This window comes from Pseudomonas chlororaphis subsp. chlororaphis (assembly GCF_003945765.1).
Taxonomy (GTDB): domain Bacteria; phylum Pseudomonadota; class Gammaproteobacteria; order Pseudomonadales; family Pseudomonadaceae; genus Aquipseudomonas; species Aquipseudomonas chlororaphis.
The window spans coordinates 2,199,930-2,226,369 of the sequence record NZ_CP027712.1 but is presented as its reverse complement, the minus strand read 5'-3'; the positions used below and the strand labels follow the sequence as shown (position 1 = coordinate 2,226,369).

Here is a 26,440-nt window from a genome sequence, read left to right as displayed (position 1 = left end):
CGCTCAAGCGACTGCCCCTCGGGCAGTCGCGCCGCTGAAGCCGACGGCTAGAGCCGCCGCGCCGCACAATACGCCACTATCACCTGGGACAACGCAGCCACTATGCCCTGATCGGCATCCTTGGCCGTGAACAGCCGAAACTCCGCGTCAGGCAGCACCGGCAAGCCATGCTCAGCCCCCAATACCGCAAGCCCTTGCCCCAGCTGGCTGGTGGCTATCGGCGCCACCGCGAACCCGGAGAGGGCCGCCGTGCGCAACGCCGCGGTGCTCGGGCAAAGCATTGCCGTGCGCTGGGCGATTCCTGCTTGTGCCAGACGCTGCAGGGCTACCGCCCGATAAGGGCATGGCTCGGGAAACAGCGCCAGTGGCAGCGGAGTCGGCAAGCGACCCACCAGATACGCGGAACTGGCCCATACCAGCGACTCCTGCCACAACAGCAGGCCCGGCTCACGGGTTTCACACAGCGAACCTATGACCACCTCAAGGCCGCCCTGCTGCATGCGCTCCAGCAGCGTGCCGGGAATATTCACCTGTATATCGATTTCCATGCCCGGATACTGCGCCGCGAACTCCTGCAAAAGGCGCAGCAGGCGGGGCTCGACAAAGTCCTCGGACATGCCGATCCGCACCCGGCCGTGAAACGGCGAACGCGTCAGCTCAGCCCAGGCATCGCGGTTCAAGGCGAGGATGGCTCGCGCATAGGCCATCAGGCGCTCGCCATCGGCAGTCAAGTGCTGGGAACGCGTGGTACGGGTCAACAGCGGCTTGCCGACCTGCTCTTCCAGGCGTCGCAGATGCCCGCTGACCGCCGACTGCGTCAGGTGCAGCCGTTCAGCGGCACGGCTGAAGCCTTCCTCGTCCACCACCGTTACAAAGGTCTTGAGCAACAGAACATCGAACATATAAAGATACGTGATCAATCAGCCATTTATTTACAATTTATATTCCGTAAAGCGCTATGTTGCAATGTCGGCATTCCTCATCCGAGATGCCGTCATGACCCGCCTGCTGCATATCCAATGCTCCCCCCGCAAAGAGCGCTCCGCCTCGCAACAAATCGCCCGAGGTTTTATCGATCGCTATCAGACCCACCATCCACACACCGAAGTCAGCACCCTGGACCTGTGGAGCCTGGACCTGCCGGAATTCGACCAGCACGCCATGGACGCCAAGTACGCTGGCCTGCAAGGCATGGCCCTGTCCCCCGACCAGCAAGACGCCTGGAACACCCTCGAAACTCTCGCCGCCCACCTGCACCACGCCGATCTGCTGGTACTTTCCGTACCCCTGTGGAACTACAGCATCCCCTACAAGCTCAAGCACTTCATCGACCTGGTCACGCAGAAAGACATCCTCTTCAGCTTCACCGCCGAACACGGCCTGCGCGGCCTGCTGCACAACAAAACTGCGGTCGTCGCCTACGCCCGCGGCCTCGACTTCTCGCCGCGATCCGACACGCCTGCGGAACGCTTTGACTTCCAGAAGCCCTACGTCGAAGCCTGGTTGAAGTTCGTCGGCGTCACCCAGGTGCATGCACTGATCGTGGAAAAGACCATCCTGGGGCATGAGGTGGATCAGGTGGCGCGGCGAGAGGCCGGGAATCGGGCCAGGGAGCTGGCGGACAGCTTCAAGTGATTCAAATGCAGCGAACATTCGCCTAGCCATGCGGCTATCGAATCACACAAAAAAGCGGGCGACCTTAAGATCGCCCGCTTTTTATTAGCCTGCCGTTGTTCATGCAACCGATCGGAATATAGGAACCGAAGACCATTCATCCTCCTGGTATGCGCGCCCTTCCAACCCCGGAACTCCATTCCTGATAAACTTCCCCTCCTTCGCCTCACCCATCCAGATTGCCCAATGCTCTTATCTCCTGCTCCAACTGCCTCGCCAGCCCTCTCCCGCCGCTTTTCCGTGGCGCCGATGATGGACTGGACTGACAGGCACTGCCGCTTCTTCCTGCGCCTGCTGTCCAAGCAGGCCCTGCTCTACACCGAGATGGTCACCACCGGTGCGTTGCTCAATGGCGACCATGAGCGTTTTCTGCGTCACGACGAGTCCGAGCATCCCCTGGCGTTGCAGTTGGGTGGCAGTACGCCGGCGGATCTGGCGGCTTGCGCGCGGATGGCGCAGGAGCATGGTTACGACGAGGTGAACCTCAACGTTGGCTGCCCGAGCGATCGGGTGCAGAACAATATGATCGGCGCCTGCCTGATGGGGCATCCGGGCCTGGTGGCCGATTGCGTGAAGGCGATGCGCGATGCGGTGAGCATTCCGGTGACGGTCAAGCATCGGATCGGCATCAATGGCCGCGACAGTTATGAACAACTGTGCGATTTCGTCGGCCAGGTGCGCGAGGCTGGGTGCACCAGCTTTACCGTGCATGCGCGGATCGCGATTCTTGAGGGGCTGTCGCCGAAGGAAAACCGTGACATTCCTCCCCTGCGTTATGACGTGGCAGCACGCTTGAAAGCGGATTTTCCCGAGCTGGAGATCGTCCTCAACGGCGGCATCAAGACCCTGGAGGCCTGCCATGAGCATCTACAGACTTTCGACGGGGTGATGCTGGGCCGCGAGGCCTATCACAACCCTTACCTGCTGGCGGAGGTGGATCAGCAGTTGTTCGGCAGCACCGCACCGGTGATTTCCCGGGCCGAGGCGCTGGCGCAGTTGCGACCTTATATCGCCAGGCACCTGGCCACGGGCGGCGCCATGCACCACATCACTCGCCATGCGTTGGGGCTGGGGACCGGTTTTCCGGGAGCGCGCAAGTTCCGCCAGTTGCTCTCGGTGGACATTCACAAGGCCAAGGATCCGCTGGCGCTGCTGGATCAGGCCGGGCAGTTGCTCGAAGGTCGCTAACAGTCGCTCGGGTTGAACCTGATGGGTGTTTTGGCATCGTAGTAAACGGATAGCGCCCCAGCATTCAAACACCTGTTTTTCAGGTTGTCGCCCTTGGGGCTCGTTTAGGCATCCGGTTACGCATTCGCACCCTTGAGCGGCTGTCAGCGCTCGGGTAATGTCAACAGACCCACAGGACAGAGCACTCTCATGACTTCCAAGCTGGAACAACTCAAGCAGTTCACCACCGTGGTTGCCGACACCGGCGACTTCGACGCTATCGCCCGGGTCAAACCGGTAGACGCCACCACTAATCCTTCCCTGTTGCTCAAGGCCGCGGCCATTCCGGGTTACGCCGAGCTGCTGAACGCCTGCGTCAGTGACGTCAAGGGCGATGTCGGCCTGGCCAGCGACCGTTTTGGCGTCGCAGTGGGCAAAGAAATCCTGAAAGTGATCCCCGGCCGCATTTCCACCGAAGTGGATGCCCGCCTGTCGTTCGACACCGATGCCATGCTCAAGCGCGCCCATCGCCTGATCGAGCTGTACGACAAGGCCGGCATCGGCCGCGAGCGTGTACTGATCAAGATCGCCTCCACCTGGGAAGGCATCCGTGCCGCCGAGCAGCTGGAACGCGAAGGCATCCAGACCAACCTCACCCTGCTGTTTTCCTTCGCCCAGGCGATCGCCTGCGCCGAGGCCGGGGTGTTCCTGATCTCGCCGTTCGTGGGGCGTATCTACGACTGGTACAAGAAGGCCAGCGGCAACGACTACACCGGCGCCGACGATCCGGGCGTGCAGTCGGTAACCCGCATCTACAACTACTACAAGGCCAATGACTACAAGACTGTGGTCATGGGTGCCAGCTTCCGCAACCTGAACCAGATCGAGCAACTGGCCGGCTGCGACCGTCTGACCATCAGCCCGGACCTGATCGAGAAACTGGCCGCCGACACCGGCAAGCTGGAGCGCAAACTGGCGCCCGGCCACGCTGGCGAAGCTCGCCAGAGCCTGAACGAAGCGCAGTTCCGCTGGGCCTCCAACGAAGACGCCATGGCCACCGAAAAACTGGCCGAAGGCATCCGTCAGTTCGCCCGCGACCAGGAAAAACTCGAGGCACTGCTGGCCGCCAAGCTCTGATCGAGCGAGCGCCAACGCAAAAAGGGCGGACCTTCACGGGTTCGCCCTTTTTTATGTGCTGCCGCTTTATAGGATCAGTTGCGTTCCAGGGCATTCACCAGATCGTGGAAAGCCTCGCGGTTGGAGTCGTTCAAGCCCATGAGGATCTTGTGCGCTTCCAGCACCTTGAGCCGCACCACCTCTTCCGACTGGTCCTGGGATGGCAGGTCGGTCAGGCATTCCGGGCATGGGATCGGACGATCAACGATGTTGAACACCTGATCGAAGCCCATGGACTGCAGTAGTCGAGTGATGTCTTCGTGGGTGGTGACGACGGTCGGCAACAGGCCGACCTTCTGCCGCGACAGGATCGACAGCTTGGCCAGCAGGCCCAGGGTGGTGCTGTCAATGCTGCGGGTTTCGGTCAGGTCGATCACGATCGCCGAGAAGTTCAGCGCCGTGAAGATTCGCTCAATAGTCGCATCCAGCGCCGAACACAGGGTCAGGCGCACTTCACCGATAAACTTCAGGACAAAGGTGCCGTCCTGCTCGGCGAACTGGATTCTACCGGTACTCATTAAAGATTCCTGCTCAACACCAACAGGGCGATATCATCCGGCATCTCCCCTAGCGTGGCCAATCCAAAAACCTGCCGCAGACCATCCAGGCTGCCGCTGGCCGTTCTCACCCGATCAGGTAAGGCGGCCTCTTTCTCTTTGAGTGTGGGTTCCGGCAAAAGGTCCAGAATGCCATCAGACATCAGCGTCAAGCTGAAGCTCGGAGGCAGTTCCAGAATGTGGTCTTCATAGGTGGCTTCATTGAACAAGCCTACCGGCAGACCCCGCCCTTCCAGGTAACGCACACTGTCTGGCGTGTACAACACAGGCAATGGCAGGTGTCCGCCAATGCTATAGGTCAACAAGCCCGTCTCCTCGTCGATGACGCCACCGACCATTGTCACGTGTTTGCCCAGCTTACAGCTGATCAGGCCACGGTTGATATGGCCCAGGACTTCCGACGGCTTGAATTCCGGCAAAGTGCCGTTGCGCTTGGACTCGAACAGCAAGCGCGTGGTCATGAACTTGAGCAGCACCGTGACAAAGGCCGAAGACGCACCATGCCCGGAAACATCCGCCAGGTAAAAGGCTACGCGGCGCTCGTCGACACGAAAGTAGTCGACGAAATCGCCGGACAGGTACAACGACGGAATGATCTGGTGCGCGAACTTGAACTCATCAATGGTCCATGGGCTCACCGGCAGCATGTTCATCTGCACCTGGCGCCCGGCGTTCTGATCTTCCTGCAGCAGGCTCAGGCTGGCTTCGAGCTCGCGGTTGGCGGCTTCCAGCTTCTCCCGGTAGCGCTGGTTTTCCAGCAGCAGGCGCGCGCGATCCAGGGCCCGGCGCACCGAGTGCTCCAGCACCGCGAGGTCTTCCAGCGGCTTGATCAGGTAGTCCGCCGCGCCCAGGCGCAAGGCCTCGACGGCATCGTTCATCACACCGGCACCGGAAACCACGATGACCGGGGTTTGCGGTTCGATGTCGGTTACCTGACGGATAAGTTCGAGGCCACCCATCTGCGGCATGCGCAGATCGCAGATCACCAAGTCGGGCTTTTCCTGCTCGAACACCTGAAGTCCCTGCTGACCGTTACTGGCCTGCAGGACGCTGAAGCCACTGTCTTCCAAATAGGCCGCGAGGCTCGCGCGCACTACTTCGTCGTCATCGATTATCAGCAGCGTGGCACTGGTTTTTGGCATGTGGGCAAACGGCGCCAGAATTAGGTTGGCGTAGGTGGCTGGGCACGAGGCCTGGACACACACTACTGGATTCGCTTTCTAGCCACTCTGGAAATGGAGTCAGGGCCCGTAGCCCTGCACGCTCGACCATCAGAGGTGCCCTTCTAAGGCGCAGACGGTACTCCCATCCGCGGGGCGTTTCAAGCTCATGCCGATGGTCGCCGGACGTCTTTACACCTCAAATCACCGGGAGTTATAAGAACAGGCAAATCCGCAACTTAAACGCAGGTTGGAGCCTATGAGCCCAAACGATCGTGACTACAGTGAAAAGCGCGATTACATCCGCATGCGAGTGGATGCAGAGGTCACGCTAATCCACCAGGGCCAGGTGATTGCGGCCGTCTGCATCGACCTTTCCAGCGGTGGCATGCAGGTTCAGGCTCCGCGCTCATTCAAGGTCGGCGATCAGCTCAGCGTGCGTATCGATTCCGAGCACGCCGCCCTCAGGGGACTGGAAGCGGACACCGAAGTGGTCTGGATCACCGAGCTGGAAGGTAACGGCCAGAAACTTGGCCTTACAATCCTGAAGATGAACTGATTCTAAGATCAACAAAAAAGGCGGCCCCAAGGGCCGCCTTTTTCATGGACAGGTCGCTTAAAAATCGTCTTCGACCTTGCCGTCCTTGACCTTGAATTCGCGGTTCTGCAGGTACGCATTGCGAATGAAGGTGTACTTGTCGCCACTGATCAGCTTCTCGCTCGACAGCAGGCTCGCGCGGGTGTCGACGACCTCCAGGGCAAACACGCTGTTACGCACCGGCACGTCGTTCACATAACGGTAACCGTCGGTGAAGCTGTCCACATACTTGGCCGGCGCATCGCGCAGGGTGCTCGGACCGAAGAACGGCAGCATCACGTAAGGACCACTGCCGACGCCCCAGTAACCCAGGGTCTGGCCGAAGTCTTCATCGTTACGTTGCAAGCCCATCTTGGTGCCCACATCGAAGAAACCCGCCACACCGATGGTGGTGTTCATCAACAGCCGCGCGGTGTCGACGGCAGCGGCATGGGGCTTGGCTTGCAGGATATCGTTGGCCAGGTTGCCGACATCACCGATATTACGGAAGAAGTTGTGAATGCCGTCTTCGAGAAACTGCGGCGTTACTGCCTGATAACCTTGCGCCAGAGGTTTCAGCGCATAGGTGTCGATGGTGTCGTTGAACGTGAAGATCGGGCGGTTGATGCTTTCCCACGGATCGTCTTCCGCAGCGTGGGTCATAACCGGCACCAGCAGCATGCCGGCACACATAAGCTGAGCGAGACGATTGCTCCAGCGCATAGCAGAAACTCCTTGGATTGTACTGTCGCGGGCGCTATGCCCTGGCGGTAAGCGCGCTAGTATAAGTCGGATATATCCATTTATGCAGCACTGGTGCAGTGCTTCGCCCTCTCCCCCTCGTTTGCATGGCCTGTTCACAGGGATGTCATCCAACGGTCATCTGTCGTCGATACTCTTGCGAGGTATTTCAGGGACGTCACGATGCCTCACGCCGAAGCCTTGCCTGTATCCGCCCCCACCTTGACCGCCGTGCTCTTTGGCCTCAGCGGTTGCCTGGTGGATTTCGGTGCGCGGATGCGCCTGCATAGCGCCGACCACCCTCTGGAACAGGCCCATGCCACTCACGGCGCCCTGGACATTCTGCACAGCCTGCAGCACCAGGGCGTGCCCTGCGCCTGGCTCGACGAGTTGCCCGCCCCCCTCAGCCAGCACCTGGCAAGTTCACTACCCGACTGGGTCACCCCCTCCCCCAACACAGGCTCCCGCTGGCCGGCTCCCGATGCCTGCTGGCAGGCTCTGATGGCCCTGAATGTCAGCCGCCTGGACGGCTGCGTGCTGGTTAGCGGCGAACCGCGCCTGCTGCAATCTGGCCTCAACGCCGGCCTGTGGACCATCGGCCTGGCATCCTGCGGTTCGCTCTGCGGCATGAGTCCGACGCAATGGCAGGCACTGAGCCAGCAGGAGCGCGAGCTCAAGCGTGGCAAGGTCACCCTGCATCTATTCAGCCTCGGCGTGCACTCGGTGATCGACCATCTGGGCGAGCTGCCAACCTGCCTGGCCGATATCGGCCAGCGTCGCCAGAAAGGTGAAAAACCCTGACTTGATCAAGATCATGCACATTGCCCGCGAGTGGATTACGCTAAGCCTCAGACATGGACCTTTAGCGAATCGGCGCGGTCCATGGCTGTGCCTATCAATGAAGGGAGAACGCCATGCCTGCCCGCGAACTGCAAGAACAGCTCAATACCCTGCGCGAGCAATTGGAGCAGAACCCACCGCTTTCGGAAGCAGAACGCGCCAATCTGCAGGAGTTGATGCAACAGATCGAGCTCGAGCTCAAACTGGAAAACGCCACCCAGGACACCAGCCTGGCCGACGGGGTCAACCTCGCCGTCGAACGCTTCGAGCTTGAACACCCCGCCATTGCCGGCACCTTGCGCAACATCGTGCAAACTCTCGGCAACATGGGGATTTAACCCCTTACAGACAAAAAAGCCCCGCTACCAGAGCGGGGCTTTTCATTACTGGCGAACCAGTCGAAAGTTGGCGAAACTCGCGGTTTCGGTGCTGCGATACGGGTTGATGTCCAGTCCACCACGACGCACATAACGCGCGTACACCGTCAGCTTCTCCGGCTGCAGCAAACGCTGCAGGTCGAGGAAGATCCGCTCCACGCATTGCTCATGGAAATCCGAGTGCTGGCGGAAGCTCACCAGGTAGGCCAGCAGGCTGGCGTGGTCCAGCGCCGGACCACGGTACTCCACCACCACGCTGCCCCAGTCCGGCTGGCTGGTGACCGGGCAATTGGATTTGAGCAGATGGCTGTGCACGCTCTCCTCGACGATCCGCGACCTGTCGCACTGCAGCAACTCCGGACGCGGGTGTTCATAGCTGCTGACGCTGATATCCAGCTCGTCGATGCAGGCACCCGGCAAGGCCACCACACCTTCCGCCTCCACTTCGCCCAGGCTGCGGATGCGCACGCCCACCGGCTTGCCGGCCGCCGCAGAGAGGTCGGCACGCAAGGTTTCCTCCAGGCTCTGGCGATCCGCGAAAGGAGTCTGGTTCAGCGAGTTGAGGTACAGCTTGAACGACTTCGACTCGATGATGTTCGGTGAGTCAGCCGGAATGCTGAACTCAGCGATGGCCACCACCGGCTTGCCGGAGGGCAACAGCCAGGACAGCTCGAAGCAGTTCCAGAAGTCCACGCCTTTATAAGGCAGGGTGTCGGCGCTCAGACCCAGCTCGGCCCATTTTGCCGCCCGCGGGATTGGGAACAGCAAGGATGGCGTGTAGGTGGAGACGTATTCACTGGACTTGCCCAGCGGCGAATGTTCGGCTGCGGGATGCATGGCGGAAACCTGACTGAAGAATCAGGCGATTCTATCAGTCTTTGCCTCCGCCTTTGAGTCCCAGGCGCTTACTGGCTGACCGTCAGCTTGCCGACCATGCCTGCCTGATAGTGCCCCGGGATATTGCAGGCGAACTCCAGGCTGCCGGCCTTGCTGAAGGTCCAGGTCAGCTCAGCGGTCTTGCCTGGCTCTACCAGCACGCTGTTCGGGTCGTCGTGCGTCATGCCGGGCATCGCGCCATGGCCCATGGCGGCGTGATCCATGGCCCCGGCGGGCATGTTCTTCATCGCGGTGGGCGTGAGCATGCCGCTCTGCTGCATCTTCAGCATTTCCTGCTGGTGCTCGGCATGCATGGTCGCGGTACCGAGATTGAGCTCATGCAGCAACTGGCCCTTGTTGATCAAGACAAAACGCACGGTTTCGCCAGCCTTGATGTCCAGGCTCTTGGGGGTGTAGGACATGTCGTTCATGACCACTTCCACCGTACGCGTGGCCTTGGCCGCCGGGGCCGCCTGACCGAAATCGTAGGTCTGCGTCGGCGATGCCCAGGCCGGCGCACCCAATGCCAGCAAACACGCGGCCAGCGTCAACGAACGAGGTAAAACACCCTTGGGCAAAAACATAATCGCACTCCAATAAGATGAGGTTCAGCTTGTGTGAAACTCTAAGGCCGCAGCGCTGCCAGCTGGCTGACTGCTAGATTACAACTTTGTCAGCTTGTGTCCTGCGGCCGTCACCCAGGGTATAAAGCCCGCGTTCCATTTGCCATGAGCCGCCCATGAAACTGCTGATCGTCGAAGACCAACCGAAAACCGGCCACTACCTGCGCCAGGGCCTGAGCGAGGCAGGCTTCAACGCCGAGCTGGTGGCCGATGGCACCACAGGGCAACACCTGGCGTTGACCGGCGACTATTCCCTGTTGATTCTCGACGTGATGCTGCCGGGCCGCGATGGCTGGCAGATCCTGCAAGCCGTGCGCGGCGCCGGGCTGGAGATCCCGGTGCTGTTCCTGACCGCGCGCGATGCGGTGGAAGACCGGGTCCACGGCCTGGAACTGGGCGCCGACGATTACCTGGTCAAGCCTTTCGCCTTCTCCGAATTGCTGGCCCGGGTCCGCAGCCTGCTGCGCCGCGGCAGCTCCACGCCCCAGGAAACCACCCTGCAACTGGCGGACCTGCGCCTGGACCTGATTCGCCGACGGGTCGAACGCAACGGCCAGCGCATCGACCTCACCGCCAAGGAGTTCTCGCTGCTGGAAATGCTCCTGCGGCGCCAGGGCGAAGTGCTGCCCAAGACGCTGATCGCCTCTCAGGTCTGGGACATGAACTTCGACAGCGATACCAACGTCATCGAGGTGGCGATCCGCCGCCTGCGCCTGAAGATCGATGACGATTACCCGAACAAGCTGATCCACACCGTGCGCGGTATGGGCTACGTGCTCGAAGAGCGCCAGGCCTGATGCGCCGCTTGACCCTGAGTGGCCGCCTGGCCCTATTGTTCGCCGGCTGCACCGCGGTGGTTTCGCTGCTGGCCGGGGTGCTGTTCAGCCGCGCCAGCGAGGCGCACTTCATTGAGCTCGACCAGCAACTGCTGGAAGGCAAGCTCATCGCCATGCGCAGTGCGCTGCAGGGCGCCGACACCCCGCAACGCTTTGCCGAACGCAAGGCGCAGCTGCAGGATGAACTCAGCCATCAACCGGACCTGACGCTGCGGGTCACAGGCGCGGATGGCGCCCTCTGGTTTGACAGCGCCAAGGGGTTGCCGGCCGCTCCGGCCCAGCCGACCGGGCTGCACAGCCTGCAACACGACGGTACCGCCTACCGCATCTACAGTGCGGCCCTGGAACCTGGCCAGGCCGGCTCGCCAGAGCTGACCCTGATGCTCGACATCACCCACCACCAGCACTTTCTGCAGCGTATGCAGCACCTGATCTGGCTGACCGTCGGCCTCTCGGCGCTGGCCACCGCGCTGCTCGGGGCCTGGGCCGCGCGCAGCGGCTTGCGTCCGCTGCGGCGGATGAGCGAGGTCGCCGCGGGCGTGTCCGCCAGCTCCCTGACCCAGCGCCTGCCGGAGCAGCAGATGCCCGGCGAACTGGCCGAACTGGCCCAGGCCTTCAATGCCATGCTCGGGCGCCTGGACGACTCCTTCCAGCGCCTCTCCGCGTTCTCGGCGGACATCGCCCATGAGCTGCGCACCCCGCTGTCGAACCTGCTGACCCACACCCAGGTCACCCTCACCCGCCCACGGGCGCTGGAAGACTATCGCGAAGCCCTGCACAGCAACCTCGAAGAGCTGCAATGGATGGCCCAACTGGTCAACGACATGCTCTACCTGGCCAAGGCCGACCACGGCCTGCTGACGCCAAAGCGCGAAGCCCTGGAGCTGGGTGAGGAAACCGACATGCTGCTAGAGTTCTATACGCCGCTGGCCGAAGACGCCGGTATCGCCCTCGGGCGCGAAGGCAGCGCGAAGATCCAGGGCGACCGCAGCATGTTGCGCCGCGCCCTTGCCAACCTGCTGGACAACGCCCTGTGCTTCACCCCGGCCGGCGGCGAAGTGCGGGTGCGACTTGGCGAGACCGCCAAGGGTTCATACCTGCGGGTGGAAAACACCGGCGAAGGCATTGCGCCCGAACGCTTGCCACGGCTGTTCGACCGCTTCTACCGCGCCGACCCGGCGCGCCATGAAGGCAGCAGTGAACATGCAGGCTTGGGGCTGGCCATCACTCAATCGATCATCCGCGCCCATGGCGGGCAGATTCGTTGCGAATCGGCGCAGGGCCGGACGAGCTTTGTGATTGAGTTGCCGAGGCAGGACTAGCGCAGGGGTTGCGAGCAAGCTCCCCGGAGGAGTGAGCTTGCTCGCGATAGCGAGATTACGAATAACGCAATGCAGTCGCCGGCTCGACCTTCGCCGCGCGCCAGGCTGGATACAGGGTCGCCAGGAAGCTCAGAACGAAACCCGCGGTACAGATCAGGGCCACATCGCCGCCCTGCAGCTCGGAAGGCAGGTTGCTGACGAAGTACACGTCGGAACTGAAGATGTGCTGGCCGCTGACCCGCTCCAGCCACCCCACCAGTGCACTGACGTTCAACGCCGCGATCACCCCCAGCACGCCACCGATCAAGGTACCGACGATACCAATCACCGTCCCCTGGACCATGAAAATCGCCATGATCTGCCGTGGCGTGGCGCCGATGGTGCGCAGGATCGCGATGTCCGCACCTTTGTCGTTCACCACCATGATCAGCGTGGCGATGATGTTGAACGCGGCCACGGCCACGATCATCAACAGCAACAGGCCGATCATGGTCTTTTCCATCTTCATCGCACTGAACAGGCTGCCCTGGGTGTGGGTCCAGTCATCGGCCTTGAAGCCAGCGCCCAGGCTGGCCGCGATATCGCCGGAAACCTTGGGCGCGGCGTACAGGTCCTTGACCGCCAGGCGCACGCTCTGCACCTGGTTCGGCTGCCAGTGCTGCATCTCGGCGGCATCGGCCACATGGATCAGGCCCATGGAACCGTCGAGCTCGGCCCCGACCTTGAATACCCCGACTACGTTCAAGCGCTGCATGCGCGGGGTGATGCCGCCCGGCGCGGAGCTGATTTCCGGCACGATCAGGGTCAGCTTGTCGCCGACATTCAGGCGGAAGCGCCGTGCCGTGATCTCACCGATCACCACCCCGAACTCGCCCGGCTTCAAGGCATCCAGACGGCCCTGCACGATGTGCTGGGCAACGATGGAGACCTTGCCTTCCTGGGCCGGGTCGATGCCGCTGATCTGGATCGGCTGCATCGAGCCCTTGTAGGAGAGCATGCCTTCCATCTCGGTGAACGGCACCGCGGCCGTCACCTCGGGATTTTTCATCGCCGCGGCGGCCACCGGCTGCCAGTCGTCGATCGGTTTGACGCCGACGATGGTGGCGTGGGGCACCATGCCGAGGATGCGCGAGCTCATTTCGCGCTGGAAACCGTTCATCACCGACAACACCACGATCATCGCCAGCACGCCCAGGGCGAGGCCGATCATCGAGGTCATGGAGATGAAGGAAACAAAGCGATTGCGGCGCTTGGCGCGGGTATAGCGCGTGCCGATAAAGATCGATAACGGTCTGAACATTCGCTGGGGCACCGTATGGAAATTAAAGACCCGGCGCCTGTTTCAGGCGCCGGGCTGCGACCAATCAGATGGGCGTCAGGAAACCTTCCTGCAGGTGCAGGACGCGGTCCATCTGGCGAGCCAGATTCATGTCGTGGGTCACCACCAGGAACGCGGTACGCATCGAGGTGCTGAGTTCCAGCATCAAGTCCTGGATGCCTTGCGCGGTGTGGGAGTCGAGGTTGCCGGTCGGCTCGTCGAGCATTACCAGCCCTGGCTTGTTGACCAAGGCACGGGCGATGGCCACGCGCTGGCGCTCACCACCGGACAGTTCGGCCGGCTTGTGCTCCAGGCGATGGGCCAGCCCTACCCGCTCCAGCAAGGCGGTGGCCCGCTGACGGGCTTCCGGGATCGCGGTCTTGCCGATCAGCAGCGGCATGCAGACGTTTTCCAGGGCGGTGAATTCCGGCAGCAAGTGGTGGAACTGGTAGACGAAGCCGAGGGCGCGGTTGCGCAGCAGGCCGCGGCCCTTCTCGCTCAGCGCCGAAAGCTCCTCGCCGTCGAGCCAGACGCTGCCCTTGGTCGGCGTGTCGAGGCCACCCAGCAGGTTGAGCAAGGTACTTTTGCCCGAACCTGAGGTACCGACGATCGCCACCCGCTCGCCCGGGTGCAACTCCAGTTGCAGGCCGGACAACACCACCACCGATTCCGGACCTTCCTCATAGGACTTGCCCAGGTCGCGGCAGCTCAGAATTGCTTTTTCACTCATGCCCAACTCACTCATAACGTAGCGCCTCCGCCGGCTGGGTGCGCGCGGCACGCCAGGCTGGATACAGGGTGGCGAGGAAACTCAGGACCAGTGCCGCGCCGCAGACCATCAACACATCCTCGGCCATCAGTTGCGATGGCAGGTAGTCGATGAAGTACACGTCGGCATTGAGGAATTTGTGCCCGATCAAGCCTTCGAGGGCGGAGATCGCCGCGCTCACGTTCAACGCCGCGAACATCCCGACCACGGCGCCAATCAAGGTACCGATCACGCCGATCACCGTGCCCTGGACCATGAAAGTCGCCATGATGCTGGCCGGCGTCGCACCCAGGGTACGGAGGATCGCGATATCGCCCTTCTTGTCGTTCACCACCATCACCAGGGTGGAGATGATGTTGAACGCAGCCACGGCGACGATCAGCAGCAACAGCAGGCCGATCATGGCTTTTTCCATGCGGATGGCCTGGTACAGGTTGCCGTGGGTACGGGTCCAGTCACGGGCGTAGTACTGGTTCTCGCCCAGCTGCTCGGCAATTTCCCAGGCGGTGCGTGGCGCCTGGAACAGGTCGTCGAACTTCAGGCGCAGGCCCTGCACCTGGTCCGGTTTCCAGCGGTGCAGGCGGCCCAGGTCGTCGAGGTTGGTCAGGCCCAGATAGCCGTCCAGCTCGCCGGCGCCGACATGGAAGATGCCGACCACGGTAAAACGCTTCATGCGCGGGAACATCCCGGCCGGGGTCACCGTGACCTCGGGCGCGACGAAGGTCAGCTTGTCGCCCAGGCCAACCCCCAGCTTGGTCGCGGCCTTGTCGCCGATCACGATGCCGAAGCTGCCGGGGGCCAGGTCGTCCAGCTTGCCCTGCTTCATGAAGTTATCGATGATCGAGACCTGGCGTTCCTTGGCCGGATCGATGGCGTTGAGCAGGACTTTCTGCACCTGGCCGTTATTGGTCAGCAACCCCTGCATCTGGGTGAACGGCGCAACCGCCAGCACCTTGGGGTTCTGCTTGACCTTGTCGGCCAGGCCCTGCCAGTCGCTGATCGGCTCACCGGATTCGATGGTCGCGTGGGGCACCATGCCCAGCACGCGGGTGCGCATCTCATGGTCGAAGCCGTTCATCACCGACAGCACGACGATCATCACGACCACGCCAAGGGCGAGTCCGATCATCGAGGTCAGGGAAATGAATGACACGAAATGATTGCGGCGCTTTGCACGGGTATAACGCGTGCCAATAAATACGAAGAGAGGTCTGAACATGTCGGGGCTTGTTCGGAGGAAAAGAAGACGTCCTTGTGGCGGGTCCTGGTAAGCAGCTTTACACTCAGACCACCGCCGCTACCATGGGTTCGCCATGTCGACATTAGATGAAGAAGATCGCCGCGAATACTACCGTATCGAGGACACGATCGCACTGGAAATTAGCCCCTTGTCCGCCCACGAAGCGGCGAGCAAGGAAGTGTTGCAGGATGCGTCGCCGCTGTTCAACCTGCTCAGCGAGCTGCATCTGAGCGAATTCGAATCGCAGCACCTGCTGCGCCAGGTCAGCGAGCGCGACCGGACCCTGGCCAACTACCTCAAGTCCATGAACAAGCGCATCGACCTGCTCAGCCAGGTGGTGGCGCAGACCGTGCTCGGCAAGTTCGGCGAGCCGCAGCGGGTGATTCTCTCCGAGGGTGGCATCGAGTTCGAACATCACCTGTCCTACCCGGCCGGCACCCACCTGGCGGTCAAGCTGCTGCTGATGCCCCAGGCCTTGGGCCTGTTGTTGCGGGCCAAGGTCACCCATTGCGAAACCCGCAGTTTCGGCACGTTCGAAATCGGTACCGAGTTCGAAGCATTGACCGACGCCCAACGCCAGTTGCTGGCGCGCTATATCCTGCAGAAGCAAGCCCAGGAACGTCGCCAGGCCCGAGAGCAGAACGACCCGGCAGCCGATTGATCTGCGGCCCCACCGCGCAGCACTGACCATCTAATGGAAAAATTTCCGTGAAGGAGCAATCGTGACCCTGATTTATGGCCACCGCGGCGCTAAAGGCGAAGCACCGGAAAACACCCTGACCAGCTTCCAGCAGTGCCTCAAGCATGGCGTGCGCCGCTGCGAACTGGACCTGCACCTGTCCATGGACGGCGAGTTGATGGTGATCCACGACCCGACCCTCAAGCGCACCACCGACCGCCGCGGCAAGGTGGTCGAACACAGCGCCGAAGAACTGGTGTCCTATGACGCTCGCAAGGGCGGCCCGGGCTGGGTCACACCCTGCCCGATCCCGCGCCTGGAAGAACTGTTCGAAAAATGCGACTTCGAGCACTGGCAGCTGGAGGTCAAGAGCGCTTCGCGCACCCGTGCCGCCACCACGGTGTTGGCGATTCGCGAGATGGCGCAGCGTTTCGGCCTGCTGGACAAGGTCACCGTCACCTCCAGCTCACGGGAAGTGCTCAAGGCGGCTGTCGAGCTGACCCCGGATCTGTCGCGCGGGCTGGTCGCCGAATACGCCTGGCTCGACCCGTTGAAGGTCGCGCAAAGCTACGGCTGCGAGATTCTGGCGCTGAACTGGACACTCTGCACCCCGGAGCGGCTGCAACGGGCGCAGCGTCAGGGCTTGCATGTATCGGTGTGGACAGTCAACGAGCCTGCGCTGATGCGCAGACTCGCCGACTTCGGCGTAGACAGCCTGATTACAGACTTTCCCGGTTTGGCCAGCGCCACGCTCGAGAGTTACTGAAATCGGTCTCCCCGGCCGGCTCAGGCCACCGGCCGGAGTCGCTCAAAAAAGCCGGTTGAGGCCGTCGTAAGCGGCTACCCGATAGGCTTCGGCCATGGTCGGGTAGTTGAACGTGGTGTTGACGAAGTACTTCAGGGTATTGAGTTCGCCCGGCTGGTTCATGATCGCCTGGCCGATGTGCACGATCTCCGAAGCCTGGTAACCGAAGCAGTGCACGCCCAGGACTTCCAGGGTTTCGCGGTGGAACAGGATCTTCAGCATGCCTTGCGGCTCACCGGCGATCTGCGCGCGGGCCATGCTCTTGAAGAAGGCCTTGCCCACTTCGTACGGTACCTTGGCCTGGGTCAGTTCCTGCTCGTTCTTGCCGATCGAACTGATCTCCGGAATGGTGTAGATCCCGGTCGGCACGTCGTTGACGAAGCGCCAGCTGCCGTTGTCGACGATGCTGCCGGCGGCCGAACGACCCTGGTCATGGGCGGCACTGGCCAGGCTCGGCCAGCCGATCACGTCGCCGGCGCCGTAGATGTTCGGCACGCAGGTGCGGTAGTTCTCGTCCACCTCGATCTGGCCACGGCTGTTGACCTTGACCCCGATGTTTTCCATGCCCAGCCGGTCGGTATTACCGGTCCGGCCATTGCACCAGAGCAAGGCGTCGGCCTTGATCTTCTTGCCCGACTTGAGGTGCAGGATCACGCCATTGTCGAGGCCTTCGACGCGGTCGTATTCCTCGTTGTGGCGCACGGTGATGTTGTTGTTGCTGAAGTGGTAGCTCAGCGCCTGGGAGATCTCGGAGTCCAGGAAGCTCAGCAACTGGCCGCGGTTATCCACCAGCTCGACCAGTACCCCCAGGCCACTGAAGATCGAGGCGTATTCACAACCGATCACGCCAGCGCCGTAAACGATGAGTTTGCGCGGGGTGTGGCCGAGGCTGAGGATGGTGTCGCTATCGTAGATACGCGGGTGGTGGAAATCGATATCGGCCGGACGATAGGGACGCGAGCCGGTGGCGATGATGATGTGCTTGGCCACCAGCTTCTCGACCACGCCGTTGGCGCAGACCACTTCGATGGTCTGCTCGTCGGCGAAGCTGCCGGTACCGAAGAACACGTCGACCCGGTTACGCGCGTAGTAGCCGGTGCGCGAGGCCACCTGTTTGGAGATGACCTTCTCGGCGCTTTTCAACACATCAGGGAAGGAGAACCAGCGCGGCTCGCCAATGGCCCGGAACATCGGGTTGGTGTTGAACTGCATGATCTGCCGGACCGAGTGACGCAAGGCCTTGGACGGGATGGTGCCCAGGTGGGTGCAGTTACCGCCGACCTGGCGACGGCTATCGACCATCGCTACTTTGCGCCCTGCTTTCGCGGCGTTCATCGCCGCACCTTCTCCAGCGGGGCCTGAACCCAGCACCACTACGTCGTAGTTGTAGACAGCCATGCGTACTCCTCAGAACAGGCCGCGGCACCCGATATGGTGCCTGCGGCTAAATCATGTCGCGGCCAGCGGCATGAAGGATCAATTTGGCTCGGTTACGAACCCGGGCACAGTCTATAGAAGCGTCAACGCCGCGCACATTAACCCTTGGTCGCGTCGCCGGCTACTTTTGCCTGCGACATCGCGCCGCGGCACCGCGCAAGATTACTGCTTTTGTCCGGCAAACAGGCGATCAAACGCGCGGTTGCTGCGTGTGACGAAGCCTGTATCGGCACGAATCACAAAAAATGCGGCGATATCGTGTTTTTCCGCGTAATCCCAACCGCGCTCGGGACCGAGGATCAGCAGCAGGGTCGACAGACCATCGGCCATCACGGCAGCGGGATGAATCACCGTGACCGAAGCCAGCCCATGCTCGACAGGCCTGCCGGTGCGGGCGTCGAAGGTGTGGGAATAACGCTGTCCGTCGCGCTGGAAATAATTGCGGTAGTCGCCGGAAGTCGAAACCCCATAACCATCGACGGCGATGACCCGCTCGGCCAGCTGTCGATCGTCCCGCGGCTCCTCCAGGGCAATGCGCCACGCCGAACCGTCGGGTTTCCTGCCGACCGCCTTGAGTTCGCCGGTGGCTTCGACCAGGTAACTGTCGATGCCCATTTCCGCGAGCCTGGCGGCAATCCGGTCCACTGCATGACCGGCGGCGATGCTGTTGAAATCCACCTCGACTGCGGCGTCCTTGCACAGCTGGTCGCCCTCGATACGCAGATGGGTATAGCCGACTCGCTGCCGCACCTGCGCCAGCGCCTCGTCGCTGGGCACCACCTCCCCGCGCCCCTGCGGACCGAAGCCCCAGAGGTTGAGCAACGGCTCGACCGTCAGATCAAAGGAGCCCTGGCTGTCCCGCGACAGCTGCTGACCAATCTCGATCAATCGCAGGACCGCCGCCGGCATCGCCTGGCAGCTATTGGCCGGCAGGTCGTTGAAGCGTTCGATGTCCGAGTCGCTGCGATAGGTCGACATCTGCCGGTCGACCTGCGCAAGTATCCGCTCGACCTGGGCCTGCACCTCACTCGGCGCAGCCAGCCCTGCCCGCCTCACGTACTTGACCGAGTAGGTGCTGCCCATGGTCGGGCCGCCAAAGCTTTCCAGCGAATCGCCCCGGCCGCATCCGGCCAGGGCCATTGCCAGAACGACAGGAAGCCACCCTCGCACCCAAGATCCACCCAGCAAGACTTCGCCTCCCGACAATCGATTTCCCTCTCGGCTTCGTCCGACCAGGGCGGGCCATTATGCGGCAGACAGCGCGGATTTGATGCAGGCCGAACCCGGCTCATCGCGAGCTCGCTCCTGCGGGTTTATTCCGCGAACTGGCTGGCAATAAATCCCAAGCCGTCCATCTACTTAGCAAGCAAGCTAAGAGTTTTTGTTGCCTCGGCAGACTCATACACATATTGTTACAAACTGTCTGGCCTGCGGCTTAGCCGCCCCAGACCGTGCAGCCAGGACGGATAACGACCAGGGATCGCTAACAAAATAGCCAAAGTGAGTGAATAAAATGTCCACGACCACGGGCAAAGGCAAGGCGATCTTTCGCGTTGTCAGCGGCAACTTTCTGGAGATGTTCGACTTCATGGTCTACGGCTTTTACGCCACGGCCATTGCCAAGACCTTCTTCCCTGCCGACAGTGCTTTCGCGTCATTGATGCTGTCGCTGGCGACCTTCGGCGCCGGCTTCCTGATGCGCCCGCTGGGCGCGATCTTTCTTGGCGCTTATATCGACCGTCATGGCCGGCGCCGGGGCCTGATCATCACCCTGCTGCTCATGGCCGCGGGCACCGTGCTGATCGCCTGCGTCCCGGGTTATGCCACCCTCGGCGTCGCCGCGCCGTTGCTGGTGCTGCTCGGCCGCTTGCTGCAGGGATTCTCTGCCGGTGTGGAACTGGGTGGCGTCTCGGTTTACCTGGCGGAAATCTCCACCCCGGGCCGCAAGGGCTTCTTCGTCAGCTGGCAATCGGCGAGTCAACAGGCCGCCGTGGTCTTCGCCGGCCTGCTGGGCGTTGGCCTGAACCACTGGCTGAGCCCGGAACAAATGGGCGACTGGGGCTGGCGCATGCCGTTCCTGGTGGGCTGCATGATAGTGCCGGCGATCTTCATGATCCGTCGTTCGCTGGAAGAAACCCCGGAGTTCCAGGCACGCAAGCACCGCCCTACCCTGCAGGAAATCATCCGTTCCATCGGCCAGAACTTCGGCATCGTCCTGGCCGGCATGGCACTGGTGGTGATGACCACTGTGTCCTTCTACCTGATCACCGCCTACACCCCGACCTTCGGCAAGGCCGAATTGCAACTGTCGGACCTGGACGCTCTGCTGGTCACCGTGTGCATCGGCCTGTCGAACTTCTTCTGGCTGCCGGTGATGGGCGCCGTATCGGACAAGGTCGGGCGCAAGCCGCTGCTGCTGGCGGCGACCGTCCTGGCGATCCTCACGGCTTACCCGGCCCTGTCCTGGCTGGTGGCCAACCCGAGTTTCAGCCACCTGCTGATCGTCGAGCTGTGGCTGTCCTTCCTCTATGGCTCGTACAACGGCGCCATGGTGGTGGCTCTCACCGAAATCATGCCGGTTGAAGTGCGCACCACCGGCTTCTCCCTGGCCTACAGCCTGGCCACCGCCACCTTTGGCGGCTTCACGCCGGCGGCCTGCACCTACCTGATCCATGCGCTGGACAACAAGGCGGCGCCGGGGATCTGGCTCAGCGGCGCGGCGGTGCTGGGCTTGATCGCGACCCTGGTGTTGTTCCGCGGCAACAAGCATGAACTGCGCACTGCGCAGTCAGCAGTAGTGGGTGGCGCCTGATCGACCGTCTTCGCGGACAAGCCTCGCTCCTGCAGGTTATGCGTCAGTTCTGAAATCGCATACGCCCCGTAGGAGCGAGGCTTGCCTGCGAAAAGGCCCGTCCAATCAACTCATTCCTCCAGCCGTCAAACGCCACAAACAAAAACGCCCCGACAAGTCGGGGCGTTTTCATGTGCGGCTAAGGCTTAGCGCGGGAACGCAGGCGGGTTCACACCAGCCATGTCTTCCATCACGCGAACCACCTGGCAGCTGTAACCGAATTCGTTGTCGTACCAGACGTACAGAACAACGCGGTTATCCTGGGTGATGGTCGCTTCAGCGTCCACCACACCGGCGTGGCGCGAGCCCACGAAGTCGGTGGAAACCACTTCCTGGGAATTGACGAAGTCGATCTGCTTGTGCAGATCGGAGTGCAGCGCCATGTAACGCAGGTACTCGTTCATCTCTTCACGGGTAGCGGCTTTCTCAAGGTTCAGGTTGAGAATGGCCATCGACACGTTTGGCGTCGGAACGCGGATCGCGTTACCGGTCAGCTTGCCGGCCAGCTCAGGCAGGGCCTTGGCGGCAGCGGTGGCAGCACCGGTCTCGGTGATTACCATGTTCAGCGCGGCACTACGGCCACGACGATCGCCCTTGTGGAAGTTGTCGATCAGGTTCTGGTCGTTGGTGTACGAGTGAACGGTTTCGACGTGACCGTTGACGATGCCGAACTTGTCGTTCACAGCCTTGAGCACCGGCACGATGGCGTTGGTGGTGCAGGAAGCGGCGGAAACGATCTTGTCGTCAGCGGTGATTTCGGCGTGGTTGATACCGTGAACGATGTTCTTCAGCTTGCCTTTGCCAGGCGCGGTCAGAACGACGCGGTCGATACCCGGGCAGGCCAGGTGCTGACCCAGGCCGTCGGCGTCACGCCATACACCGGTGTTGTCCACCAGCAGCGCGTCTTTGATGCCGTACTGGGTGTAGTCCACCTCGGTCGGGTTCTTCGCGTAGATAACCTGGATCAGGTTGCCGTTGGCGGTGATGGTGTTGTTGGCTTCGTCGATGGTGATGGTGCCGTTGAACGAACCGTGCACCGAATCGCGACGCAGCAGGCTGGCGCGCTTGGTCAGGTCGTTTTCGGCGCCTTTGCGCACCACGATGGCACGCAGGCGCAGGCCGTCGCCGCCACCGGTTTTTTCGATCAGGATGCGCGCCAGCAGACGGCCGATACGACCGAAGCCGTACAGGACCACGTCGGTGCCTTTGCGGGGCGAAGCGTTTTGCTGGCCAACCACGTCAGCCAGTTCTTCGCGAACGAATTGCTCGGCGGTGCGGCCATTGCCTTCGTTACGGAATTTGAACGCCAACTTGCCCAGGTCCACCGAAGCCGCGCCGAGCTTGAGCTCGCTCATGGCCTTGAGCAGTGGGAATGTTTCGTGGACGGAGAGTTCGCTATCGTCGGAAGAGCGATGGCGAGCAAAGCGGTGAGCTTTGAGAATCGCGATGACAGACTGGTTGATCAGGCTGCGGCCATAGATCGAACTCACCACATTGTTATTGCGGTAGAGCTGACCGATAAGCGGAATCATCGCTTCTGCGAGCGCTTCACGGTCGATCCATTCACCAAGACACTGGTCGGGCTTCTGAGTCACGGGAACCTTCCACATGTAGGGGCTGAAAAAAGGGGCTACATTATGCAGCCGAGTCCCCTGCGTAGCAATGCGCGCCTGTCGCGCGGAACGTAACAAAAACCCATCCGGAAAAAACACACCCCGCTCCAGCCCAGTAAATACGCGGGTTCCAGAAAGGCCTCATTTTGCGCGGTATCCCAGCGTTGTCTGTAACCCTCCGTAACACCGCCCCGATTCGGCACTACATTTCCCGCCAAGAAACGCGTTTTTTTGTCATAACCACTACATTTTCCGCAACCGCGTAATAGACACATCAGCAACTGACAGCCGGTACGCCGGACCGCTACAATTACCGACTTTGTCGCAACGCTGGAGCTCAACCTTCCGTGCCCGTTCTGCGTCTACCGCAACTCCCTGCCGCCGCCGGCAAACAGCACTGGGGCAATCTGCCCGGTGCCGCCCTCAGCCTCGCCATTGCCGAGGCTGCCAGCGCCGCAAAGCGCTTCACCCTGCTGCTGACCGCCGACAGCCAAAGTGCCGAACGGCTGGAGCAGGAGCTGAGTTTCTTCGCCCCGGATTTGCCCGTGCTGCATTTCCCGGACTGGGAAACCCTGCCCTACGACCTGTTCTCGCCGCACCAGGACATCATCTCCCAGCGGATCGCCAGCCTGTACCGGCTGCCGGAGCTGGAGCATGGCGTGCTGGTGGTGCCGATCACCACGGCCCTGCATCGCCTGGCGCCGACCAAGTTCCTGCTGGGCAGCAGCCTGGTGCTGGACATCGGTCAGAAGCTGGATGTCGAACAGATGCGCACTCGCCTGGAAGCCAGCGGCTATCGCTGTGTCGACACGGTCTACGAGCACGGCGAGTTCGCGGTGCGCGGCGCCCTGATCGACCTGTTCCCGATGGGCAGCAAACTGCCTTATCGCATCGACCTGTTCGACGATGAAATCGAGACCCTGCGCACCTTCGATCCGGAAAACCAGCGCTCCATCGACAAGGTCGATTCGGTGCGCCTGCTGCCGGCGAAAGAATTCCCGCTGCAAAAAGAAGCCGTCACCCGCTTCAAGGCCCGTTTCCGCGAACGCTTCGACGTCGATTTCCGCCGCTGCCCGATCTTCCAGGACCTGAGCAGCGGGATCACTCCGGCCGGTATCGAGTATTACCTGCCGCTGTTCTTCGAAGACACTTCGACCCTGTTCGACTACCTACCCCAGGACACCCAGGTGTTTTCCCTGCCGGGCATCGAGCAAGCGGCCGAAAACTTCTGGAACGACGTGCGCAACCGTTACGAAGAACGCCGCGTCGATCCGTCCCGTCCTTTATTGCCGCCCGCCGAGTTGTTCCTGCCGGTGGAAGACTGCTTCGCCCGCCTGAAAAGCTGGCCGCGGGTGGTCGCCAGCCAGCAGGACATCGAGGCCGGTGGCGGCCGCGAGCGCTTCCCGGCGCAGCCCCTGCCCAACCTCGCCATTGAAGCCAAGGCCAACCAGCCGCTGGCGGCCCTGGCCAATTTCCTCAATGAATTCTCTGGACGCGTGCTGTTCACCGCCGAATCCGCCGGGCGCCGCGAGGTGCTGCTGGAATTGCTGGAGCGCCTGAAGCTGCGGCCGAAGACTGTCGACAGCTGGCCGGACTTCGTCGCGGGCAAGGATCGCCTGGCGATCACCATCGCACCGCTGGACGAAGGCTTGCTGCTGGACGATCCGGCCCTGGCGCTGGTGGCCGAAAGCCCGCTGTTCGGTCAGCGCGTGATGCAGCGCCGGCGCCGGGAGAAACGCGCCGACGCCAACAACGATGCAGTGATCAAGAACCTCACCGAGCTGCGCGAAGGCGCGCCGGTGGTGCATATCGATCATGGCGTGGGCCGCTACCTGGGCCTGGCCACCCTGGAAATCGACAACCAGGCCGCCGAATTCCTCACCCTCGAATACGCCGAGGGCGCCAAGCTCTATGTGCCGGTGGCCAACCTGCACCTGATCGCCCGCTACACCGGTAGCGACGACGCCCTGGCGCCGTTGCACCGCCTGGGTTCGGAAACCTGGCAGAAAGCCAAGCGCAAGGCCGCCGAACAGGTGCGCGATGTCGCCGCCGAACTGCTGGACATCTACGCCCGCCGCGCGGCCCGCGAAGGTTATGCCTTCGCCGACCCGAAAGCCGACTACGCCACCTTCAGCGCCGGCTTCCCGTTCGAAGAAACCCCCGACCAGCAAACCACCATCGAAGCGGTGCGCGAGGACATGCTCGCGGCCAAGCCGATGGACCGCCTGGTCTGCGGCGACGTCGGCTTCGGCAAGACCGAAGTGGCGATGCGCGCCGCTTTCATCGCCGTGCACGGCGGCAAGCAAGTGGCGATCCTGGTGCCCACCACCCTGCTCGCCCAGCAGCACTACAACAGCTTCCGCGACCGCTTCGCCGACTGGCCGGTGAGCGTGGAAGTGATGAGTCGCTTCAAGTCCGCCAAGGAAGTGAATGCCGCGGTGGCCGACCTGGCCGAAGGCAAGATCGACATCGTCATTGGCACCCACAAGCTGCTGCAGGACGATGTGAAGATCAAGAACCTCGGACTGGTGATCATCGACGAAGAGCACCGCTTCGGCGTGCGCCAGAAAGAACAGCTCAAGGCCCTGCGCAGCGAAGTCGACATCCTGACCCTGACCGCCACGCCGATTCCGCGCACGCTGAACATGGCGGTGTCGGGCATGCGCGACCTGTCGATCATCGCCACGCCACCGGCCCGACGCCTGTCGGTGCGCACCTTCGTCATGGAGCAGAACAAAAGCACGGTCAAAGAGGCCCTGCTGCGCGAGCTGCTGCGTGGCGGCCAGGTCTACTACCTGCACAACGACGTGAAGACCATCGAGAAATGCGCCGCCGACCTCGCCGAACTGGTGCCGGAAGCGCGCATCGGCATCGGCCACGGGCAGATGCGCGAACGCGAACTCGAACAGGTGATGAGCGACTTCTACCACAAGCGCTTCAACGTGCTGATCGCCTCGACCATCATCGAGACCGGCATCGACGTGCCGAGCGCCAACACCATCATCATCGAGCGCGCCGACAAGTTCGGCCTGGCCCAGCTGCACCAGTTGCGCGGCCGGGTCGGTCGCAGTCACCACCAGGCCTACGCCTACCTGCTGACGCCACCGCGCCAGCAGATCACCCCGGACGCGGAAAAGCGCCTGGAGGCGATCGCCAACACCCAGGACCTCGGCGCCGGCTTCGTGCTCGCCACCAACGACCTGGAGATCCGCGGCGCCGGCGAACTGCTGGGGGATGGCCAAAGCGGGCAGATCCAGGCGGTGGGCTTCACCCTTTATATGGAAATGCTCGAGCGCGCGGTGAAAGCCATCCGCAAGGGCGAGCAGCCGAACCTCGACCAGCCGCTGGGTGGTGGTCCGGAAATCAACCTGCGCCTGCCGGCGCTGATTCCCGAAGACTACCTGCCGGATGTGCACGCGCGACTGATCCTCTACAAGCGCATCGCCTCGGCCACCGACGAGGACGGCCTGAAGGACCTGCAGGTGGAGATGATCGACCGCTTCGGCCTGCTGCCAGAACCGACCAAGAACCTGGTACGCCTGACCCTGCTGAAACTGCAGGCCGAGCAACTGGGCATCAAGAAGGTCGACGGCGGCCCGCAGGGCGGTCGTCTCGAGTTCGCCGCCGATACCCCGGTGGACCCGCTGGCGCTGATCAAACTCATCCAGGGCCAACCCAATCGCTACAAATTTGAAGGCGCCACGCTGTTCAAATTCATGGTGCCGATGGAACGTCCGGAAGAACGCTTCAACACATTGGAGGCGCTGTTCGAGCGCCTCACCCCGAAAACTGCTTGAAGGAC

At 62.1% G+C, this 26,440-nt stretch carries 24 protein-coding genes; 12 read left to right on the top strand and 12 right to left on the bottom strand.

Features of this window, described 5'->3' with window-relative positions; all coding sequences use genetic code 11:
* Window positions 1-47: 47 nt before the first annotated feature.
* Window positions 48-902 carry a LysR family transcriptional regulator gene (locus C4K27_RS10140; protein ID WP_053260321.1) on the bottom strand — a complete coding sequence of 285 codons (855 nt, stop codon included), beginning with the start codon at window positions 900-902 and terminating at the stop codon, window positions 48-50.
* 94 nt (window positions 903-996) lie between these two features.
* Here C4K27_RS10140 and C4K27_RS10135 point away from each other — a divergent pair, with 94 nt between their 5' ends.
* From C4K27_RS10135 to tal, 3 genes are all read left to right on the top strand, one after another.
* Window positions 997-1,635 (top strand): FMN-dependent NADH-azoreductase, encoded by a 639-nt coding sequence (locus C4K27_RS10135; RefSeq protein ID WP_053260604.1) that lies wholly within the window; start codon window positions 997-999, stop codon window positions 1,633-1,635.
* Window positions 1,636-1,860: 225 nt separating this feature from the next.
* Window positions 1,861-2,862: a tRNA dihydrouridine(20/20a) synthase DusA gene (gene dusA, locus C4K27_RS10130; protein ID WP_081002240.1), complete on the top strand. Its 1,002-nt coding sequence runs from the start codon at window positions 1,861-1,863 to the stop codon at window positions 2,860-2,862.
* 189 nt (window positions 2,863-3,051) lie between these two features.
* Window positions 3,052-3,978, top strand: coding sequence for a transaldolase (gene tal / locus C4K27_RS10125; protein ID WP_007926971.1), 927 nt, complete (start codon window positions 3,052-3,054; stop codon window positions 3,976-3,978).
* Window positions 3,979-4,052: 74 nt separating this feature from the next.
* On the opposite strand, the gene rssC is transcribed toward tal, so the two are convergent.
* Window positions 4,053-4,535 (bottom strand): anti-sigma factor antagonist RssC, encoded by a 483-nt coding sequence (gene rssC / locus C4K27_RS10120; RefSeq protein ID WP_007926970.1) that lies wholly within the window; start codon window positions 4,533-4,535, stop codon window positions 4,053-4,055.
* Window positions 4,535-5,716 carry a two-component system response regulator RssB gene (gene rssB, locus C4K27_RS10115; RefSeq protein WP_053260319.1) on the bottom strand — a complete coding sequence of 394 codons (1,182 nt, stop codon included), beginning with the start codon at window positions 5,714-5,716 and terminating at the stop codon, window positions 4,535-4,537. Before rssB ends, rssC begins: the two co-directional genes overlap by 1 nt.
* 277 nt (window positions 5,717-5,993) lie before the next feature.
* Here rssB and C4K27_RS10110 point away from each other — a divergent pair, with 277 nt between their 5' ends.
* Window positions 5,994-6,293 (top strand): PilZ domain-containing protein, encoded by a 300-nt coding sequence (locus C4K27_RS10110; protein ID WP_053260318.1) that lies wholly within the window; start codon window positions 5,994-5,996, stop codon window positions 6,291-6,293.
* 57 nt (window positions 6,294-6,350) lie between these two features.
* Here the strand turns inward: C4K27_RS10110 and C4K27_RS10105 are convergent, their stop codons facing one another.
* The gene (locus tag C4K27_RS10105) at window positions 6,351-7,034 is read right to left on the bottom strand and encodes an MlaA family lipoprotein (protein ID WP_053260317.1); all 684 of its coding nucleotides are present in this window, start codon (window positions 7,032-7,034) and stop codon (window positions 6,351-6,353) included.
* A gap of 201 nt (window positions 7,035-7,235) precedes the next feature.
* Here C4K27_RS10105 and C4K27_RS10100 point away from each other — a divergent pair, with 201 nt between their 5' ends.
* Entirely contained in the window at window positions 7,236-7,853 is a 618-nt protein-coding gene (locus C4K27_RS10100) for an HAD superfamily inactivated hydrolase PcrP (protein WP_053260316.1), read from the top strand.
* A gap of 113 nt (window positions 7,854-7,966) precedes the next feature.
* On the top strand, window positions 7,967-8,230 hold the full coding sequence (locus C4K27_RS10095; RefSeq protein WP_007926964.1) for a DUF4404 family protein: 264 nt from the start codon (window positions 7,967-7,969) through the stop codon (window positions 8,228-8,230).
* A gap of 45 nt (window positions 8,231-8,275) precedes the next feature.
* On the opposite strand, the gene queF is transcribed toward C4K27_RS10095, so the two are convergent.
* The gene (queF, locus tag C4K27_RS10090) at window positions 8,276-9,106 is read right to left on the bottom strand and encodes an NADPH-dependent 7-cyano-7-deazaguanine reductase QueF (protein WP_007926963.1); all 831 of its coding nucleotides are present in this window, start codon (window positions 9,104-9,106) and stop codon (window positions 8,276-8,278) included.
* 68 nt (window positions 9,107-9,174) lie between these two features.
* A complete protein-coding gene (copI, locus tag C4K27_RS10085; protein WP_053260315.1) occupies window positions 9,175-9,729 on the bottom strand; it encodes a copper-resistant cuproprotein CopI in 555 nt (184 codons plus the stop codon).
* Between the two features lie 155 nt (window positions 9,730-9,884).
* Between copI and C4K27_RS10080 the strand changes: the two genes are divergently transcribed.
* Window positions 9,885-10,565: a heavy metal response regulator transcription factor gene (locus C4K27_RS10080; RefSeq protein WP_007926961.1), complete on the top strand. Its 681-nt coding sequence runs from the start codon at window positions 9,885-9,887 to the stop codon at window positions 10,563-10,565.
* Complete coding sequence (locus C4K27_RS10075; protein ID WP_053260314.1) at window positions 10,565-11,926, top strand: heavy metal sensor histidine kinase; 1,362 nt, start codon at window positions 10,565-10,567, stop codon at window positions 11,924-11,926. Before C4K27_RS10080 ends, C4K27_RS10075 begins: the two co-directional genes overlap by 1 nt.
* 55 nt (window positions 11,927-11,981) lie before the next feature.
* Here the strand turns inward: C4K27_RS10075 and C4K27_RS10070 are convergent, their stop codons facing one another.
* The 3 genes from C4K27_RS10070 to C4K27_RS10060 all read right to left on the bottom strand — a co-directional run bounded on the left by C4K27_RS10070 (window position 11,982) and on the right by C4K27_RS10060 (window position 15,232).
* Complete coding sequence (locus C4K27_RS10070; RefSeq protein ID WP_053260313.1) at window positions 11,982-13,226, bottom strand: lipoprotein-releasing ABC transporter permease subunit; 1,245 nt, start codon at window positions 13,224-13,226, stop codon at window positions 11,982-11,984.
* A 64-nt stretch (window positions 13,227-13,290) separates the two neighbouring features.
* Complete coding sequence (lolD, locus tag C4K27_RS10065) at window positions 13,291-13,974, bottom strand: lipoprotein-releasing ABC transporter ATP-binding protein LolD (protein WP_164523762.1); 684 nt, start codon at window positions 13,972-13,974, stop codon at window positions 13,291-13,293.
* Window positions 13,975-13,981: 7 nt separating this feature from the next.
* Window positions 13,982-15,232, bottom strand: a complete 1,251-nt coding sequence (locus C4K27_RS10060) for a lipoprotein-releasing ABC transporter permease subunit (RefSeq protein ID WP_007926943.1) — start codon at window positions 15,230-15,232, stop codon at window positions 13,982-13,984.
* Between the two features lie 94 nt (window positions 15,233-15,326).
* On the opposite strand from C4K27_RS10060, the gene C4K27_RS10055 reads away from it, so the two are divergent.
* Window positions 15,327-15,914, top strand: coding sequence for a PilZ domain-containing protein (locus C4K27_RS10055; protein WP_053260311.1), 588 nt, complete (start codon window positions 15,327-15,329; stop codon window positions 15,912-15,914).
* A 61-nt stretch (window positions 15,915-15,975) separates the two neighbouring features.
* A complete protein-coding gene (locus C4K27_RS10050) occupies window positions 15,976-16,698 on the top strand; it encodes a glycerophosphodiester phosphodiesterase (RefSeq protein WP_007926940.1) in 723 nt (240 codons plus the stop codon).
* Window positions 16,699-16,740: 42 nt separating this feature from the next.
* On the opposite strand, the gene sthA is transcribed toward C4K27_RS10050, so the two are convergent.
* Both sthA and C4K27_RS10040 read right to left on the bottom strand, forming a co-directional pair.
* Window positions 16,741-18,135 carry a Si-specific NAD(P)(+) transhydrogenase gene (gene sthA, locus C4K27_RS10045; protein WP_007926939.1) on the bottom strand — a complete coding sequence of 465 codons (1,395 nt, stop codon included), beginning with the start codon at window positions 18,133-18,135 and terminating at the stop codon, window positions 16,741-16,743.
* Between the two features lie 201 nt (window positions 18,136-18,336).
* On the bottom strand, window positions 18,337-19,314 hold the full coding sequence (locus C4K27_RS10040; RefSeq protein WP_053260310.1) for an FAD:protein FMN transferase: 978 nt from the start codon (window positions 19,312-19,314) through the stop codon (window positions 18,337-18,339).
* Between the two features lie 373 nt (window positions 19,315-19,687).
* On the opposite strand from C4K27_RS10040, the gene tcuC reads away from it, so the two are divergent.
* On the top strand, window positions 19,688-20,986 hold the full coding sequence (gene tcuC, locus C4K27_RS10035) for an MFS transporter (RefSeq protein ID WP_053260309.1): 1,299 nt from the start codon (window positions 19,688-19,690) through the stop codon (window positions 20,984-20,986).
* 185 nt (window positions 20,987-21,171) lie between these two features.
* Here the strand turns inward: tcuC and C4K27_RS10030 are convergent, their stop codons facing one another.
* Window positions 21,172-22,635, bottom strand: a complete 1,464-nt coding sequence (locus C4K27_RS10030; RefSeq protein WP_007921292.1) for a glyceraldehyde-3-phosphate dehydrogenase — start codon at window positions 22,633-22,635, stop codon at window positions 21,172-21,174.
* Window positions 22,636-22,985: 350 nt separating this feature from the next.
* Between C4K27_RS10030 and mfd the strand changes: the two genes are divergently transcribed.
* Window positions 22,986-26,435 carry a transcription-repair coupling factor gene (mfd, locus tag C4K27_RS10025; protein ID WP_053260308.1) on the top strand — a complete coding sequence of 1,150 codons (3,450 nt, stop codon included), beginning with the start codon at window positions 22,986-22,988 and terminating at the stop codon, window positions 26,433-26,435.
* Window positions 26,436-26,440: the final 5 nt, after the last annotated feature.